Origin of the sequence: Pedobacter puniceum, from assembly GCF_009674685.1 — a bacterium.
Lineage (GTDB): Bacteria > Bacteroidota > Bacteroidia > Sphingobacteriales > Sphingobacteriaceae > Pseudopedobacter > Pseudopedobacter puniceum.
Map to the genome: position 1 here is coordinate 712119 of NZ_WKJI01000002.1, position 17344 is coordinate 729462.

Consider the following 17344-nt stretch of genomic DNA (forward strand, 5'->3'; position numbering starts at 1 on the left):
ATTTAAGGTGCTAAATCTACTCTTATAGAAGATATTCTATCGTTAACTGTAGAACTAAAGCAGCTTTGATCTGAAGTATAAGTTCCAATTAGAGTATCGAAATTATTATTTGCGTAAACTCTAACTCTTAAACCAGCAGGAACTCTTAATGATGATGCATCATCATTAACAAAACCTAAAGCCTGTAATTGAGATAATGTATAATCACCCACACCTAAACCTACATTCCAGCCAGAATAGCTGCAACCTTGGAATATTCTTGCTTGGTTAGCTGCTGGTACATCCGAACCACCTTGCCAAAATCTTACGTTAGACCATTTAACTATAGAACCTGTTTTATCTGTATCAGTACCTTCTCTACCATAGTTACCATATTTCATATAATTTGTTCTGGTAGAATTGCCTCTATCAGATGATGGTCGAATGTTCTCATAAAAAGTGAATTTTTTTTCATCATTAACATAAATTACAACTTTACCTAAAGTTGAAGACGTTTCTTGAATATGAATAACATTAATTCTAGTAGGCACATTTAAAATATTGGTTGCAATAATTTCATTACCTTCTGTTAAATTATCTTGTTCACCATTTTGTACAACTCTTAAACGACCACCATTTAAAGAACCATCAGCTCTTATTTGCATTAAAGTGGCGGTAGTTGTTCCTCCCCAAATTTGAAAAACTGCATTTTCCTCCCAAACTTTATCATTAATAGTAATAACACCTTCAAATTGACGACTTCCTTGATAATAATTATCTTGAACTCTGATTTCTGAGCGGTTACCTGGGTGTTTATGAAGAGTAAAGGTGTGAGTTTTATTATTGCTAGCACTATAAGTATAACTCGCAACATTACCAGTTCCGTAAGAACTACCTGAAGGAGTCTCGCTTGAATTTAAGTACCAAGCAGCACCATTATTCCATGCTCTTGTCTCTGGACCACCACTAGTATTGTAGTTTTCTAGGTGTACATCTTGATTTGCTTCTACAGTAGAAGTTATTTCTGTCCAACCAGAACCTTGTGCTGCTGCCACAGCAACTGCATTTTTACTTCCTGCATTTGCACTTAATGTATCTACTGATGCTTCCTTTGCATCTTTTTTACAAGCTACAACTAGGGTAGATGCTGCTACTATTGTTAATAAAGAAGCTTTTTTTATTGAAAAGCTGAAGATAGAATTTAAATTATTTTTCATGTTTAATTTGTATGGTTTTTATTGTTTAATTGGAGTATTATTAATTTAGATTATTAGTTATTTGGATTTTATTTTCCAGCCTCCTTTCTTCCTCTTTTTTTCAAAAGGACTTTAGTTTAAAATGAGTATTATTTGTGTTACAATTGGTTAGACTAATATCTGTATTTGCTTGACTATTAAGCAATAGTCACCAAAACACACTCCTAACCTAAAGAAGGGAAACAAAAAATTATTGTTAAAAAAAAAGAAAAATTATATCGCTAAAAATGATATTTAACAACAATTAGATGATACGTAATCTTTAGCGGTTAATTTTATTTCTCTAAAAATCCAAAAAACGTTTGCGTAAAATAAGAGAGAATTTAAGGTTTTTACCAGAATCTGATAGGCTGTAATACTTTATATTTATTGTTAAGTGTTAAGCCAATCATAATTTCTTGAGTGCCTTTTGAGACAGAATTTAAAGGAGAAGTTGTTACATCATAAGCATAACTGATGTGTATCAAAGAAGATATATTAAAGCCTAACATACCTGAAAAAGCATCGTCTTTTCTATAACTACCACCTAACCACAATTTATCCTTAAAAGTGAATTTTACATTATAATCAAGCGTAGGTTTTAGGGGTGTAACCCATTTTAACATCACCGAAGGTATTACGGTATAATTATCATCGAACCAAAATTTATAACCAGCGGTTACAAAATAGTGGGGTACAGTGGTAGCCTCTTTGTAAGTATTTTTATCATTAAAAACAACGTTTTGAGGTAAAACCTGCTGAATAGATGCTCCAGCAAAATAGGTAGGCGCATATAGCCAAATACCAATATTTACATCAGGCTTAAGCCTGCTTACTTGGCCGCTTGATAAGGCTTGGTCTACCGTTTCACCCGGTTTTAAATTATCAAAATTCATATTAAGATTTGATAACCCAGCGCTAATTCCAACAGCTAAATTTGCATGCGCTGATAAACCTAAATGATAAGCATAATTGATATTAAAACTACTCTGTTTTAAAGCTCCTGCCTTATCTGTAGCCGCTACAAAGCCCAAACCGTGGTGAGGTGCCGATGCCATATATTCATACTGGTATCTGTAAACGTAGAAACTTTCGCCAGTCATATCAAAAGAAGTAGGTGTTACCCTTTCATCTTTCTTACCAAGAGGAAAATGTACACTTAAATAGCTGCTTTCTGGTGCGTCTTGTAAACCTGTCCATTGTTTACGGTTGGCAAACTTAACATCAACATAATTTTCTATACCTGTTACTGCTGGGTTAATGATATAATTATTAAGAATATACTGCGTATACTGAGGTTTTTGTTGAGCAAAAACAAATCCATTACTCATGATAACAATGAGTAAAATAAAAATCCAATATCTTCTTCCTTTTACCTGCACTACCTCACAATCATAACCGAACCAGAATATTTTAAATTGCGTTCTTCAATGGTAATGATGTAGTAATAAGCGCCAACTGGTAAATCTTCCCCATTAAATCTACCATCCCAAGCTTGACTATAGTTATTACTCTGATAAACAACTTTTCCGTATCTGTTATAAACATTTACCTGTACAGAAGGGTAACTGTCTAAGTATTTAATCTCCCATCTATCGTTTGTACCATCGCCGTTAGGAGTAAATACATTTGGGATTTCTGGCTTTTGCAAAACTTTAACAAATACATCATCTGTGGCAACACAGCCTGCGGCACTTTTAACCGTTAAAGTATAAGTAATATCATCTGTAGGATTGGCTACGGGATTTAATATGGTGGGATTACTAAGACCTGTAGCCGGAGACCAGCTATAAGTTAAACCCTCTCCAGAAGCAACAGCATTTAAAACTGTATTCCCTCCTATTAAAATAGTTTGGTTTTCACCTGCACTAATAATAGGCGTTGGATTAACTTTTATATTTTGACTTAAAACTTCTACACAACCATTAGCTCCTGTAAATGTATAAGTGATTTGATGTTCGCCAGGACCAGCCGATGAAGGCGAAAACATCCCATTAGAACTAACGCCTCTTCCTGTAAAAGTTGCGCTACCTGCAAAACCACTATTCTCTTTTGCTTGGGTAATTCTAAAATCAGCTTGTTCTTGACAAACTTCTGGAATAGGTGTAAAAGAAATTTGAGGAATCGCTTTAAGCGTAATATTCATGATTTTCTCGGATACACAAGTTCCAGAATAAGCCTTAAGCTTAACAGTTATATTTTTTGTAAGCGGATTATGAAATAACGGATAACTAAAACTATACTCGGCCCCCAAGGCTGGCGCACTTACAACTCGATAATAGTTTGGATTATTAGCTTCTGTAAAATCATTAAAAAACCATTCTATTTTTGTGATATTCCCAAAACTAACACTAGATAAATTTTTAAATACTACAGGCTGGTTACTACACAAATTATTGCTGTTGATGACTTCAAAATTTACATCGGGGATAGCGGCTACAACATTAAAGCTTAAAGTGTCTGATTTGCTACAACCATTAAAAGTTGCAGTTAAGATTACTCTGTAATTACCTGCCGCTGAATATTGGTGAATAGGATTTTTTTGTGTTGATGTATTTCCATTGCCAAAATCCCACATATAACTTATAGCTGGGTCATCCACTCCGTTTATGGTGGTATTATTGGTAAAAGCAGCCTTACCTTGAGGCAAGCAAGTAGACGGAAGTATGAAATTTACTCTAGGAACCGCTTTAAGCGTGATGATTTTATCTGTATAACCAGAGCAAGAGATACCAGAATATACCACCATACGTACTTTAACTTGTTTGGTTAAAGGGGCATAAAATATAGGATAAGTATAGCTATATTTTCTTTTCTCGGCAGCATTTCTTAACGCAGGTGTTTCATCAACAAACTTTAAAGATGGATTTTGATCATAATCCCAATACCATTCTATTTTTGTGATTTCGCCAAAATCTACCACAGCTAAATCTTCAAAAACAACAGTTTGGTTAATACATAAAGCTGCATCATTTAAAACATTAAATCGGGGCACAGGAGTACTACCATTTACAGTAAAATCTTTTTCTAAAACTGTTTGACAGCCTGTAACTAATGAAGTAGCTGTTAATTTTACTCTGTAAACACCTTGAGCACTATAACTATGCGTTCCATCTTTTTGTACCGATGTATTAAAAGAACCAGAAGCAGGGTCACCAAAGTCCCATGCGTAAGACATATTGCTATTATCAGCAATAGTACTTGTATTGATAAACTTCGCTAAGGCATCGCTTAAACAAAAATCTGGTGTACTAAAATCTACAACAGGTAAAGGGCTCACCTTAATAACTTTACTGATAGCTTTAACACAAGCATTGTCTGTAGTAACAGTTAGTGTTACTGTAAAATCTCCAACAGTAGTAAATACATGTTTAGGGTTTTGTAAAGTAGAGGTATTACCATCACCAAAATTCCATAACCAGGAAGTTATATTTTGTGCATTTGCTGTAGAAATATCAGAAAACTGAATTTCTTTATTCACACATGTTTTACTAGAAAAATTAAAATCGGGGTTGGGGAATGCTTTTATGTGGACGGTATCTTTAAATATGGCAGACCAACAGCCCTTATCTGTAGCCACAGATAGAGAAACAATTTTATCTCCAGGCGTGGTATAAGCATGATTTGGATTTTGTAAAGTAGAGATATTGCCATCACCAAAATCCCAAAGCCATTTATTTACAGTATTCCCCTTACCATCGCTTATTGGCGTAAAAGCAATAGGAGATTCTGGACAAAGTTTATTATTGTAAATAAAAGATGCCGTTGGCGGATTAAAGACTTCGAACTCTGTCAATATTTCTTCTTCTGCACTACAACTAGCAGGCGCAGGGTTTAATACAATTGATTTTAAATTATACATACCACTAGTATTAATTTCACTAGCGTTTATTTGATAATCATAGAAATAACTAGTTACCCCGTTTACTATCTCTGTTTTGGAAGGTGCAGTTGGGTTTATGGTATCTCTTTTTTGACCATTTTTTAAATCCCATATGATTCTGTTGGTTGGATAAGGCAACTTTAACTGAACATGATAATCTTCTCCAATACATAAATTGGATGTTGAATTGGTACTTCCCGGAGGAAAAAAAGAAATATTAGCGTTTAGATTCTTTAAATCAGAGCCGGCTAAATAAGCGTAAGACTCTGTACTTCCATAACCATAGGCTATAGCTATAAAACCACCATTACAAACAATTCTGTGTGCAGGATTTACTGCCGAAGAGGCGGTTACATTTATGGTGATATAGCTATATTCACTATCAATAGTAACAAAATTACCTGCAGGTACAGCGCCATCTACCCTTAAGCTTGGGATATCTGAAGTTTTAAGAATAATATTCAGGTAATGAGCTATAATGTTTGTGGGAGCAACCACTGGCACACTTACTGCCGAGTATAAGGTAACATCAGATAGCGTTTGCTCTATAGGGTTTAAAATCGTCATTTCCGGATCTCCAGGAAATCTTAAGGTACCACTATTATTGGGGTTACAAGCTTGCGTAACTTGTAGTTGTGCCACACTAATAGGTTTAGTGCCTTTAATTACAAATGGTGTACTGCCATAAAAAGTAATAATACTGCCTTTAGCATAAGGATTACTTAAAGTAGTGCTACCTGCCTGCGTTGTAGAACCATTAACAGAGATTTCTGTATTATCTTCATTCACATAAACCCTGATAATATCCTGTACACCATTTTGGGCATTATAAAATGGTGCAGTTATATAATTTTTACCCCATGCAGTAACAGGAAATAACTGTTGATAAAGATTATCCTCTGACCCCCCTAATGAGGTAGCACAAAAACCAGCTTTAGTACTTCCAGAAAAAACTGCCAAAGGCTTACAATTACCAATGGTTTTTATTCTTACGCCTGTTACATCTTTTGTTGATTGATACTGATAAACATCACCTTTATCTAACCTAATTTGAAATGGAGCTCTGCCAAGACGAGTGTTGTTAAGAATGGTATCAACAGGTGTAATTTCTATTTGTGTGCTATCTTCAACACCAACTAAAGTAAATTGTGATACTTTTAACTCAGTTCTACTGCTGGCTACTTGCTCATAAGCCATCGCTACATACTCATTCCCTAAAGCTTTGGTGGGTAAAACTAGTGTTGCTGCAGACCTAGCATTCCTAGAAATATGAGAATATAAAACTATAGGAACATCAGAAGTTACATGTATCCCTCGGTTTTGGTAAATAACATCAGAACCACTGATATAAGTATTGGTATAAGTATTTGGGTTGATATACACAGGAACAGCTTGATTAGCCAAAACTGTTACTGGAGGTAAATTAATACCACCTGCATTAATATTTACTACTGCATTGGTTTGCGAAGTAATAAAAAGTGTAAGCCTAGAATTTAAGCCATCAACATGCCCTGCATAAGCTACCCAAAAATCTGTCCCTTTATTAGATGAACCTTGAGCCATAACATTTCCTATGGCAGCAAAGCATAACACACTGCATAAATACAATACCAGTTTAAAATGATTCATCTTTTTGGATAAAAATCCTTGTCTTTAAGACTCTATAATTGGCGATTTGGTTTAAGCTATTTTTTGTAATAGTACAGCAATTTAGCATAAAAAATTATTTATTTCCTAATGCCAAAATCTCTTTATAATTTAGAATTTTTTCTTGTGCTACCTTCTTAAAATTTTTATCCGAATTCCAAGATGTTAAGAGTAGAAAGCGATAAACCCTGTAAATTGGTTTATTCATTAGCCAAACATGATTTTTTAGGTTTTTTAATAGAGCCTCATGTAGTGCAATTAAATCAAAACGGTGGTTTTTCTCTTACCTACCAACGTATTTTTTCTAATACAGCTAAAGAATTTTCTTCTATTATTGATGCAACCGATTTAAAGCTGATTAAACTACTTGAAGAGATTGAGCAGAATAACATCATTAAAAAATATTATAAAAAAACCATTAGACCTTTAGAGTTTTTTACCAAAAATTGGGATGATAAATTTAGTGATACCGTACGCCCAAAGATAGAAAAGAAACTTACTGAGGCTTTGGCACTCATCCGAGATAAGGAAATTTACCTGATGGGTAAAGAAGGTTGGCCTGTTGAAAAGCAGTTATATTTGGCAGAAGAAGCTGCAACCATCCTTTTTCATTTTAGACGTAACGAAACTGAAACCCGCTATTTCCCAACCATCAAGTATCAGGGTTTAAGGATTGATTTTATGTTTAAAGATGCACAGGTTATCACTAACCAGCCAGCTTTGTTGCTTTTAGATAATATGCTTTATCATTTTGACCAAGGTTTGGAAGGAAAAAAACTACAGCCTTTTCTTAATAAAAGATATATCTCTATACCAAAATCATCAGAAACTACTTATTTCGAAAAATTTGTTGCCCCACTGATAGAAAAATACCATGTTTATGCAGAAGGCTTTACCATCAATACAGAAAAATACGATGCTAAGCCTATCCTTAAAGTGGTTTATGTGCCAGAAGGCGTATCAGAAATACAACTTTATTTTAAATATGCGGATTATGTTTTTGCCGCCGGCAGCGATAGGCAAGTAACCGTAAGGATGGAGAAAATTCATGATGATTATATCTTTCATCGTATTAAACGCTCTTTATCATGGGAGAAAAATAAGTTAGACGAGCTTTTAGCTTTAGGCCTTAAAACCAATAGCAACCTTTTTGTGCATTTGCAAGTAGCGCATCAGCATGATGAAACCGATTTATCTTTTTCTGTTTTTGATTGGATAAGCGAGCATCACGAAGACCTTATAGCCAAAGGTTTTGAGTTTGAGCAAGATAGTAGCGCCAAGAAATATGTGATTGGTAATAGTAAAATAGATTTAGAGATTCAGGAAAAGAATGATTGGTTTGATATTAACGCTATTGTGCAATTTGGTATTTATAAAATCCCTTTTATTCAGCTTAGAAATCATATCCTTAATAAAAAAAGAGAGTTTACTTTGCCTAATGGCGAGATTGCTATCATCCCAGAAAAATGGTTTTCGCAATATGGAAATTTGCTTTCCTTTACGGATGGTACAGACAGTTTAAGACTTAAAAAACTACATGTGGGTTTGGTTCATGATTTTGCTAATAGCGATTTGGCTAGCGTTACCATGGATAGAAAACTGCAACGCTTAGCAGATTTTGAGTTTATTGAAGAAGTTACCGAGCCTACAAATTTTAAAGGAACTTTAAGACCCTACCAAAAAGCTGGCTATAACTGGTTTCATTTTTTACAGAAATATAATTTTGGTGGCTGCTTGGCAGATGATATGGGCTTGGGTAAAACTGTACAAACTTTAGCTTTATTACAAAAAGCTAAAGAAGAGCAAGAAGCTTTAGGCATACATACCACTTCTTTATTAATTATGCCCACTTCTTTAATTTATAACTGGATTAACGAAGCAAAACGCTTTACACCGCAACTTAAAATTTGTACGCATACGGGCACCAACAGAGACAAAGACATCAGTATTTTTAGTCGGTACGATTTGGTGATAACCACCTATGGTATCAGTCGTCTAGATGTTGATGTGATTAAGGAGATGTATTTCAACTATATTATTTTAGATGAAAGCCAGAACATCAAAAACCCATCATCAAAATCTTTTAAAGCGGTTAAGCAACTTAAATCAAAATATAAACTTATACTTTCTGGTACACCAGTAGAAAATACGGTTAACGATTTATGGACGCAGATGTCTTTCATAAACCCAGGTTTGCTGGGCTCGCAAACGTTTTTTCAGCAAGAGTTTGTGCAACCTATAGAGAAAAAGAAAGACGAGGAAAAGGCACAAAAGCTTCAGGTTTTGATAAAACCTTTTGTGATGCGCCGTACCAAAGAGCAAGTAGCTACAGAGCTCCCACCAAAAACAGAAAGTTTGTTTTATAGCGAAATGACTGCGGAACAGGCCGATTTTTATGAGAAAACCAAATCAGAATACCGTAACGAGCTGATGAAATCTTTAGAAGATGGTACTTTCTCTAAATCGCCTATTCAAATTTTACAAGGTCTTACTAAACTAAGGCAAATTGCTAATCACCCGGCTTTGGTAGATACTGATTACGAAGGAGAATCAAGTAAGTTTAAAGATGTTATCCATAAATTAAACAGTGTTGTAGAAGCTGGCCATAAAGTATTGGTGTTCTCGCAATTTGTAAAACAACTAGAACTTTATAAGCAATATTTTGATGATAAAAAGGTGAAATACTCTTATTTAGATGGTTCTACCGCAAACCGCGGAAAAGTGGTAGAAGAATTTAAGCAAGACCAAGACATCCAAATATTCTTAATTTCTATAAAAGCTGGTGGCGTTGGTTTAAACTTAACCGAGGCTGATTATGTTTTTATCCTAGACCCTTGGTGGAACCCCGCTGTAGAGCAACAAGCCATAGACCGTACACACCGTATTGGACAAACCAAGAATGTTTTCATCTATAAATTTATTACCAGAAATACGGTAGAAGAGAAAATTGTGGCTTTACAAAACCGAAAACTAACTGTAGCCCAATCTTTAATTACTACAGAAGAAAGCTTCATTAAATCTTTATCAGAAGAGGATATTAAAGAAATTGTAGGATAATAAAAAAGCAGCTGTTTTAAAGTCATATTTGTCAAATTAAGGTCTAATAACGAGCTGTCACAGGCAAGTATTAATATGACATTTTTAGGTAATTCGATAGTTGAGCCTAAGCACAAACAACCGTTTATGCTCAATTCCGCCTTGGCGGTTGCGGCATCTACAGAATTAGCCTTAGCAGAACCTTTAGAAGCAAGCGGCGCAGCGGAGAGTTTTTGGTTACTTTTTGCGGAAACATGCAAAGCATTCATGAAGGCCAAAACATAAAACTAATACTTTGAATAAAAGTAACTTGACATGGCCGGTCAAGAGGCCGGAAAGCTTGAGCGTGAATGCTTGATTCTTAAATATTTGTAAATAATACAAATGTTAGCAGAGTCGGTTTCGACTCTGCTAAGTCTGAAACAAAGTGTTGATTTGACACTGCCTCTTTAAAAATCCTTATAGGCTAATTTTAGTCTAACAACAACCAAGTTGTTAACTCTTGTGCAGCTTTATTATTCTCAAAAACGATGGTATTTCCTTTATAAGTGTTTAGAATATCGTTATCAATATATTCATTATAAATCCAAGGGTCTCCGGCGGCAAATACCTTACCTTTTCCATATCTGGCAGTTGCCATTATTACATCGCCTTTATCTGTAATTAAAGCTTTTGCGTTTTTGCTTACGCTGATGGTTGATATCCCTTTAAGGAATAAATTCTTAGCTGTTTTAAAAATTTCATTACCATCTTCTGGCACAATTAAGCCTACAGATAAATCTTTTTCTACAGCATTCCTTATCTTATCATTAAAATGGATACCAAAGATATTGGCTAGTTTATTAAAATGTGGAAGTTCGCAGTTGATAGAATCATTAGCTAATAAAACTAAAGTACCGCCAGCTTTAACCCATTTTTTTATTGTTTTTACGGCATCTTTATCAACAAAATTAGGTTTTGCTGTTTCCTTTTTAGTGTCAGGGTCTGTAATAATATAAACATCAGTACCAGCTAAATTTGCTGTAGTTGGCGCAACAGTTAAACTCTTAAGAACAGCACCTTGTTGCTTAAACATTTCTCCCCATTTAGAGTAGCCTGTCATTGCTTTATCTTCCCAGGTATAATGAAAACGATTGGTTTTACCCTCTTTAGTTTGGTATTCATTATTATAAAAATAATCTAAAGTAACGGTTTTCTTATCTTGAGCTGTAACGGTAATTGCTAAAAAAGCAAATGAAAAGGCTAAAATGATTTTATTCATGATGGATTTTTTAATGTGCAGGTTCTATTCTTAAGCCAATATCAGAAACGGCTTTTAACGGGTTGTCTCTCATGTTTTGCTCTATAACAAAACTGTATTTCCCCTTTTTAGGGAAACGATAATTTTCTTTAAAAATAAGCTGATAAGTATATAAATTACCAGAGCCTTTACCTAGCCACTCGCCATCTGGTTTAGCTAGTTGAAACTCTTCTCTTTGAACGGTTTTTTTATTGTCCGGATCTGTAAAACTTACCCTTACCCATACATTGGTGTATTTATAATCATCAGTATGCCTAAAATTAATATAAATATGATAGGGCATATTAATATCCTGAATATCAACTTGGGCTCTTAAAGGTTTATCGTAAGACCAATTTCCGTTTTTGGTAGCTTCAAAAGTATCAATAATAGCATTGTCTGTGCAAGCTTGCATAAACAATGCTAAAAGTATGATAAGGCCTTTTAAACTATTTCTCATCCTTGTTGGTCTGGCTTTTTATCTTGATTAGGATTTCTCCTTTTTTTAAACTTATTCTTTTTAGGTCTATTTTCTCCAACAGCTCCTGGCTCTTGTGGCTTATTAGGCTGTGCTTGCTGCGGCCTAGCTTGCTGTGGTGATGCTGGTGTGTTTTGCTTTACTTGAGCTTGTGGATTTTGCTGATTATTATTTCTATTATCAGGACCACCATTTTGGTTTCTGTTTTTTGATTTGTTACGATTATTCTTCTTTCTATTTCTAGATTTTTCGTCTAACCTGGTTAAGCTATCTTGCCCAACAACGTTTTCATAATCAAAAGATTTTTCGGTTTTAACCAATTCTTCTAAAGCCGCTGCATGGTCTTTTAAATCATCAGGTTTTAAACCTTTTTTATTCATTTCCTGAATTTCCTTAACCCTATCAATCTCTAAAGGAATCCAAGTATTATCTTCACCAAAATAGCTAAACCACATCAGTTTTTTAAAGATATCGGTTTTTTGCAAACGGGCTTCGCCTTTTTCTGTACGTAATTTTTCTACATTATCTGGGATATGCTTTAAAGCATCCATGTAAGAATCTAGCTCGTAGTTAAGGCAACATTTTAGTTTGCCGCACTGCCCCGCCAGTTTTAACGTGTTTAAAGATAAGTTTTGATAACGAGCTGCAGCTGTAGAAACAGTTTTAAAATCTGTTAACCAGGTAGAGCAGCATAGTTCTCTTCCGCATGAGCCTATACCGCCTAATCTGCTGGCTTCTTGGCGCATACCAATTTGACGCATTTCTATTCTTACCCTAAAAGATTCTGCTAGCTTTTTAATCAGCTCTCTAAAATCTACCCTGCCATCGGCAGTGTAAAAGAAAGTAGCCTTAGATTTATCTCCTTGATATTCTACATCAGAAAGTTTCATGGCTAAGCCCAATTCTAAAGCAATAGTTCTTGCTTTGTGCATGGTTTCATACTCACGCTCTTTTGCGCTTTTCCATTTATCTACATCTTGTGGTGTAGCTTTTCTTAAGATTTTTAAAGGTGCTTTTTCTTCGGTAACCCTTTTTCGGTTCATTTGTATTCTTACCAATTCTCCGGTAAGAGTAACATGGCCAATATCATAGCCTCCGGTGCTAGTTTCTACCGCTACCAGTTCACCCGCTTCTAGATAAATATTTTCATCATTACGATAAAAATCCTTTCTAGAACCTTTAAATCTTACTTCTACGTAGTTAAAAGGCTTATATGAAGATGGCATGTCCATGTCGGCCAGCCAATCGTAAACATCTAATTTGCTGCAACCCCCGTCTGTTAAACAAGAGCCATTACTTTTGCAGCCTGCAGGCGTACATCCTCCGCCTGAAGAGCAACTTCCACATCCCATAATTTATAATATATATTGAGTCCCCGTAGGGAGCGTATTAAACTTTAAAATTTTAACTAAATTCAAAGATACATCTAAAAATAATATCTTCGGATTTGCATTTCTTTCTATATGATAATGAGCTTTTTCTAACTCGTTTGCAATGGCTTCTGCCTTTGCTAGGTTTAAAATTTTTGAAAAATTACTAATAAATTCTAATTCTTTTGCAGATAAATGTATTAAACCTGGTGTTTCTGCCAAAAACAGCATGCATTCTCGTATTAAATTAATGCCATAACGCAGCAAATTCTTCTGATTCTCTCGGCCCATCTTAGAAAAATCATCATCAACAAAAGCAACCAATTTTAAACCTTGGTTACCATAGCAAGCCCTTAACCAATTGCTCAATAAATCATGATAATCATTCTCCTCATGTGTCATGAAGGTTAACGCTGCTTGCAAGTTTCCATTGCTTAAGTAAGCAAGCTGCATGGCTTTTTCCTCGCTTAACTGATGCTTTTCTACTAAAAATTTACAAACATCTGTATTGCTTTGCTTTGGTATCTTAACAATTTGCGTTCTTGATATAATGGTATTTAAAATTTGCTCTTGATTTTGGGCTACCAACAAAAACAAGGTTTTTTGTGCAGGCTCTTCAATAATCTTGAGTAAAGCATTACCTTCTTTCTCCAGATACTCGGGCAGCCACATAATTAAAACCTTATACTCGGCCTCAAAAGGCTTTAAACTTAACTTTTGGATGATGCTGTGGCACTCGGCAATATTAATATTGGCTTGTTTATTATCTGCACTTAAATGGTTACGCCATTCATCTAATCCCAAATAAGGGTTTTGCAAAAAGCTAGCTCGCCACTCTTCCACAAAAGTAAGGGCAGTATCTTCTTTATGCTTTGCAAAAAACGGATAAGAAAAATGTAAATCTGGGTGAACCAGCTTCTGATACTTTCTACATGATGAACATTCACCACAAGAATCGTTTTCTGAAGGCTGCTCACAACAAATATATTGCGCATAAGCAACTGCCAAAGCCAAACTACCAGAGCCTTCTGGGCCTAAAAATAATTGAGCATGACTTATCCTGCCATCTTTAACTGTTTTAATCAGATGAGCCTTAACTGTTTCTTGTCCTACAATATCTTTAAACTGCATTGCTGCAAAATAAGAAATTGGTAAGAAGTATAAAGTATAAAGTTTAAAGAAGAGGGTAAAAAGTATAAAGTACTGAGTAGAAAGACCCTAATATCAGGTATTAAAGATCTCAATTTAAAAATAGAACTAACCTTCGAAATCATTACTTAAGATAAAGTATTTTGAAATGTGCTAAGAAGTCTTGATACTTGATACTAAATACTCAAATACTTTAGGAATGGCAAGATTAATGGCTTTTGATTATGGAAGTAAACGTTTAGGAATAGCCGTTACAGACCCCATGCAAATGATTGCTAATGGCTTAACTACCATACATCCTAAAGATATCATCAGCTTTTTAAAAACTTATTTACAAACCGAGCAGGTAGAGTCTTTTATTGTTGGCCAACCCAAACAAATGGATGGTAGTGCATCGCAATCTGCACCATTGGTTAATGCTTTTGTAAACCTCTTGAAAAAGAATTTTCCTGATATTAAGGTAGTCATGGTAGATGAGCGCTTTACCTCTAAAATGGCTTCGGCTGTAATTGCCCAAAGTGGTATGAGTAAAAAAGCTAAACATAACAAAGCTTTGGTTGATACCATTTCTGCTACCATTATTTTGCAGTCTTATATGGAACAGCAATCTCTTTTTTAATAATTCCGTGTAAATCAAGAAGGAATAGAAGCCATCATAAATGCTTAAATTAGCCCCATGGAACTTCTTAACGAAACCTTGAAGCTTTACCTAGAGCAGTATTGCGAACCAGAACCCGAACTCTTAAAACATATTGATAGGGAAACCCATCTTAAAGTTTTAATGCCTAGGATGGTATCTGGCCACTACCAAGGTAGGGTAATTAGCCTATTAACAAAATTGGTAAACCCTAAAAATATATTAGAGATTGGCACTTTTACAGGCTATGCTACGTTATGCTTTGCTGAGGGTTTGGCAGAAGGTGGTAAAATTATCACTATAGATATTAACGAAGAATTAGAGGATAGGGTAAGAGGTTATTTTGCACAATCTGCTTACGCGGATAAAATAGATTATCGTATTGGTAATGCTATGGAGATAGTGCCTACACTTAAAGAAACTTTTGATATTGTATTTATAGATGCTGATAAGAAAAACAACCTTAATTACTATAATCTTGTTTTTAATCAGGTGAAACCTGGCGGGTTAATTATTGTTGATAACGTTCTATGGAGCGGTAAAGTACTAGCACAGAAAGAAGATAAAGATACCAGCAATATTATTAATTTTAATGATGAAATAGCTAAAGACAAAAGCGTTGAGAAACTTATTTTACCTGTTAGAGATGGCTTATTCATCATCAGAAAAAAATAAAAAATGAAAAGATTTAACCTTTACTACGCTCTACTATTTGTTTGTTTTATAACCATTTTTCAGGCATGCTCTCCTAAAACACAAAGCTACCATAAGCAAAATAAGCAAATAGAAAAAACGGCTGATAAGAAAACTCAGGGTAACTACACCAATTATAATGCGGCTACTTATATAGAAAGGTTTAAAAACATTGCCATTACCTCTATGAATAAGTATGGCATACCAGCTAGTATTACTTTAGCTCAAGCTATTCTAGAATCGGGTACCGGAAATAGTGATTTAGCCCGATACGCCAATAACCACTTCGGTATAAAATGTACTAGCGATTGGAAAGGCAAAGGATATTATAAGGATGACGATAAAAAAGACGATTGTTTTAGGGTTTACAACAACCCAGAAGAAAGTTTTAAAGATCATTCTGAATTTTTAAAACGTAAGCGTTATGCACCTTTATTTGAGTTAGATAAAAATGATTACGAAGGCTGGGCTTATGGCTTAAAACAAGCAGGTTATGCTACCAATCCAAAATATCCTCAACTTTTAATTGGTATAATAGAGCGTTATAACCTTACCCAATATGATAGCCGAGAAGGTAGATACGAAAAAATTAAAAGAGAAGACCGTGTACTAGCAGATATTAACAAAAATATCCCTAAAGAAGCCAGTAAGGAACAAACCACCAATGCCCCAGTTTTAATAGAAGGCAATAAATACGTAGTGCAAACAGGAGATACACTATACAATATTTCTAAACGTTTTGGCCTTACGGTTGATGATTTAATGTTACTTAACAATTTAAGTGATAATAATATTAAAATTGGCCAAAGCCTGATTATTAAGAAATAATATTAAATGCGTAGCGTAACTTTTATCTTCATTTTTAGCTTGTTGCTGTGGGTAAAAGCCTCTTTCGCACAATCTGTAGAAGCAGAAGGTATTGTATTTGATAGCGATACTAAATTTAGATTAACAAGAGTTAGCATCACCAACTTAACAACTGGCGCATCTATATTTAATAATTCTAAAGGCGAGTTTAAGCTCAGCTTATCAGCTGGCGATAAAATAACAGCATCTTTATTTGGCTATAAACCAGACACTTTAATATTCAATCCATCGCGGCCAACGCTTATTTTTAATCTTAAAAGATTAGCCATTCCTTTAGCAGAGGTTTTAGTACAAGACTCGGTTTTAAGTGCAAAAAAACGCTTTGAAGAATTACGAAAACAGTTTAGCAGCTTAAATAGGTTAGGAAATAATAGAGATATTTTAACAATAGGCAACCAAGGTGGTGCAGGTTTAAGTATTGATGCTTTATGGAGTGCTTTATCCAGAGAAGGCAAAAATGCTAGAAGATTACAAGAAATTATGGAACGCGATTATATCAATAATTTTATTGATGAACGCTTTACTAAAGCTCTAGTTACGAAAACAACAGGCTTAAGAGGTGGAAAACTAGAGATTTTCATGCTTAATTATAGACCTTCATACTTTTTTGTTTTAGGCGCATCAGAGTATGATTTGATTTCATACATCAAAATTGCTTATATCCGTTTTAAAAGATATCCTTATCAAGAAGATTTATCGCATTTACAACCCATTAAACTAGAGTAAACAATGTGGTATAAAACCATATATTGCCCTTGGCTCCATGTAAACGGCATGGCTTTATATCCTTTCATTTTGGTTAAAGAAAAGCATAATTTAAATAACCAACGGTTTATCAATCATGAGTTAATCCATTTTAAACAACAAATTGAACTGCTTATTTTACCTTTTTACATCTGTTATATCATCAACTACTTTATAAATTTATTGTATTACAAAGAACATCAAAAAGCTTATCTACAAATTATTTTTGAGCGAGAAGCTTATAAGTACGATAAGGATTTAAGTTATCTCAAACAGCGAAAATTCCTAGCTTTTTTAAATCTGCAAGACTAGGTTTCCATCAAAAAAATGCTTAATTACTTAATATA

At 34.5% G+C, this 17344-nt stretch carries 14 protein-coding genes; 7 read left to right on the forward strand and 7 right to left on the reverse strand.

Going from position 1 to position 17344, the window contains the following annotated elements:
- Positions 1-2 precede the first annotated feature (2 nt).
- The 3 genes from GJJ64_RS09750 to GJJ64_RS09760 form a co-directional block, all read right to left on the reverse strand.
- On the reverse strand, positions 3-1196 hold the full coding sequence (locus tag GJJ64_RS09750; protein WP_154287604.1) for a hypothetical protein: 1194 nt from the start codon (positions 1194-1196) through the stop codon (positions 3-5).
- Between the two features lie 371 nt (positions 1197-1567).
- The gene (locus tag GJJ64_RS09755; RefSeq protein WP_317162920.1) at positions 1568-2596 is read right to left on the reverse strand and encodes a PorP/SprF family type IX secretion system membrane protein; all 1029 of its coding nucleotides are present in this window, start codon (positions 2594-2596) and stop codon (positions 1568-1570) included.
- Complete coding sequence (locus tag GJJ64_RS09760; protein ID WP_154287606.1) at positions 2596-6726, reverse strand: PKD domain-containing protein; 4131 nt, start codon at positions 6724-6726, stop codon at positions 2596-2598. Before GJJ64_RS09760 ends, GJJ64_RS09755 begins: the two co-directional genes overlap by 1 nt.
- A gap of 180 nt (positions 6727-6906) precedes the next feature.
- On the opposite strand from GJJ64_RS09760, the gene GJJ64_RS09765 reads away from it, so the two are divergent.
- Both GJJ64_RS09765 and GJJ64_RS09770 read left to right on the forward strand, forming a co-directional pair.
- Entirely contained in the window at positions 6907-9801 is a 2895-nt protein-coding gene (locus tag GJJ64_RS09765) for a DEAD/DEAH box helicase (protein ID WP_154287607.1), read from the forward strand.
- A gap of 75 nt (positions 9802-9876) precedes the next feature.
- Positions 9877-10065, forward strand: coding sequence for a hypothetical protein (locus GJJ64_RS09770; RefSeq protein WP_154287608.1), 189 nt, complete (start codon positions 9877-9879; stop codon positions 10063-10065).
- A gap of 187 nt (positions 10066-10252) precedes the next feature.
- On the opposite strand, the gene GJJ64_RS09775 is transcribed toward GJJ64_RS09770, so the two are convergent.
- Genes GJJ64_RS09775 through GJJ64_RS09790 form a run of 4 tightly spaced genes read right to left on the reverse strand, consistent with a single transcriptional unit; the run spans position 10253 to position 14038 of the window.
- Entirely contained in the window at positions 10253-11041 is a 789-nt protein-coding gene (locus tag GJJ64_RS09775) for a DUF4350 domain-containing protein (protein ID WP_154287609.1), read from the reverse strand.
- Between the two features lie 10 nt (positions 11042-11051).
- Positions 11052-11519: a gliding motility lipoprotein GldH gene (locus tag GJJ64_RS09780; RefSeq protein ID WP_154287610.1), complete on the reverse strand. Its 468-nt coding sequence runs from the start codon at positions 11517-11519 to the stop codon at positions 11052-11054.
- Entirely contained in the window at positions 11516-12889 is a 1374-nt protein-coding gene (locus tag GJJ64_RS09785) for a PSP1 domain-containing protein (RefSeq protein ID WP_154287611.1), read from the reverse strand. Before GJJ64_RS09785 ends, GJJ64_RS09780 begins: the two co-directional genes overlap by 4 nt.
- A 3-nt stretch (positions 12890-12892) precedes the next feature.
- Entirely contained in the window at positions 12893-14038 is a 1146-nt protein-coding gene (locus GJJ64_RS09790; RefSeq protein ID WP_154287612.1) for a DNA polymerase III subunit, read from the reverse strand.
- Positions 14039-14255: 217 nt separating this feature from the next.
- Between GJJ64_RS09790 and ruvX the strand changes: the two genes are divergently transcribed.
- Genes ruvX through GJJ64_RS09815 form a run of 5 tightly spaced genes read left to right on the forward strand, consistent with a single transcriptional unit; the run spans position 14256 to position 17309 of the window.
- Complete coding sequence (gene ruvX / locus GJJ64_RS09795; protein ID WP_154287613.1) at positions 14256-14675, forward strand: Holliday junction resolvase RuvX; 420 nt, start codon at positions 14256-14258, stop codon at positions 14673-14675.
- Between the two features lie 57 nt (positions 14676-14732).
- Positions 14733-15368: an O-methyltransferase gene (locus GJJ64_RS09800; protein WP_154287614.1), complete on the forward strand. Its 636-nt coding sequence runs from the start codon at positions 14733-14735 to the stop codon at positions 15366-15368.
- Between the two features lie 3 nt (positions 15369-15371).
- A complete protein-coding gene (locus GJJ64_RS09805) occupies positions 15372-16214 on the forward strand; it encodes a glucosaminidase domain-containing protein (protein ID WP_154287615.1) in 843 nt (280 codons plus the stop codon).
- A gap of 6 nt (positions 16215-16220) precedes the next feature.
- The gene (locus GJJ64_RS09810) at positions 16221-16979 is read left to right on the forward strand and encodes a hypothetical protein (RefSeq protein ID WP_154287616.1); all 759 of its coding nucleotides are present in this window, start codon (positions 16221-16223) and stop codon (positions 16977-16979) included.
- Positions 16980-16982: 3 nt separating this feature from the next.
- A complete protein-coding gene (locus tag GJJ64_RS09815; protein ID WP_154287617.1) occupies positions 16983-17309 on the forward strand; it encodes a hypothetical protein in 327 nt (108 codons plus the stop codon).
- The last annotated feature ends 35 nt before the right edge of the window (positions 17310-17344 follow it).

Coding starts and splice junctions, on each gene's coding strand:
- GJJ64_RS09775 (WP_154287609.1), bottom strand. CDS start 11,041: ATGAATAAAATCATTTTAGCCTTTTCATTTGCTTTTTTAGCAATTACC.
- ruvX (WP_154287613.1), top strand. CDS start 14,256: ATGGCAAGATTAATGGCTTTTGATTATGGAAGTAAACGTTTAGGAATA.
- GJJ64_RS09800 (WP_154287614.1), top strand. CDS start 14,733: ATGGAACTTCTTAACGAAACCTTGAAGCTTTACCTAGAGCAGTATTGC.
- GJJ64_RS09785 (WP_154287611.1), bottom strand. CDS start 12,889: ATGGGATGTGGAAGTTGCTCTTCAGGCGGAGGATGTACGCCTGCAGGC.
- GJJ64_RS09810 (WP_154287616.1), top strand. CDS start 16,221: ATGCGTAGCGTAACTTTTATCTTCATTTTTAGCTTGTTGCTGTGGGTA.
- GJJ64_RS09750 (WP_154287604.1), bottom strand. CDS start 1,196: ATGAAAAATAATTTAAATTCTATCTTCAGCTTTTCAATAAAAAAAGCT.
- GJJ64_RS09780 (WP_154287610.1), bottom strand. CDS start 11,519: ATGAGAAATAGTTTAAAAGGCCTTATCATACTTTTAGCATTGTTTATG.
- GJJ64_RS09815 (WP_154287617.1), top strand. CDS start 16,983: ATGTGGTATAAAACCATATATTGCCCTTGGCTCCATGTAAACGGCATG.
- GJJ64_RS09805 (WP_154287615.1), top strand. CDS start 15,372: ATGAAAAGATTTAACCTTTACTACGCTCTACTATTTGTTTGTTTTATA.
- GJJ64_RS09790 (WP_154287612.1), bottom strand. CDS start 14,038: ATGCAGTTTAAAGATATTGTAGGACAAGAAACAGTTAAGGCTCATCTG.
- GJJ64_RS09760 (WP_154287606.1), bottom strand. CDS start 6,726: ATGAATCATTTTAAACTGGTATTGTATTTATGCAGTGTGTTATGCTTT.
- GJJ64_RS09770 (WP_154287608.1), top strand. CDS start 9,877: ATGACATTTTTAGGTAATTCGATAGTTGAGCCTAAGCACAAACAACCG.
- GJJ64_RS09765 (WP_154287607.1), top strand. CDS start 6,907: ATGTTAAGAGTAGAAAGCGATAAACCCTGTAAATTGGTTTATTCATTA.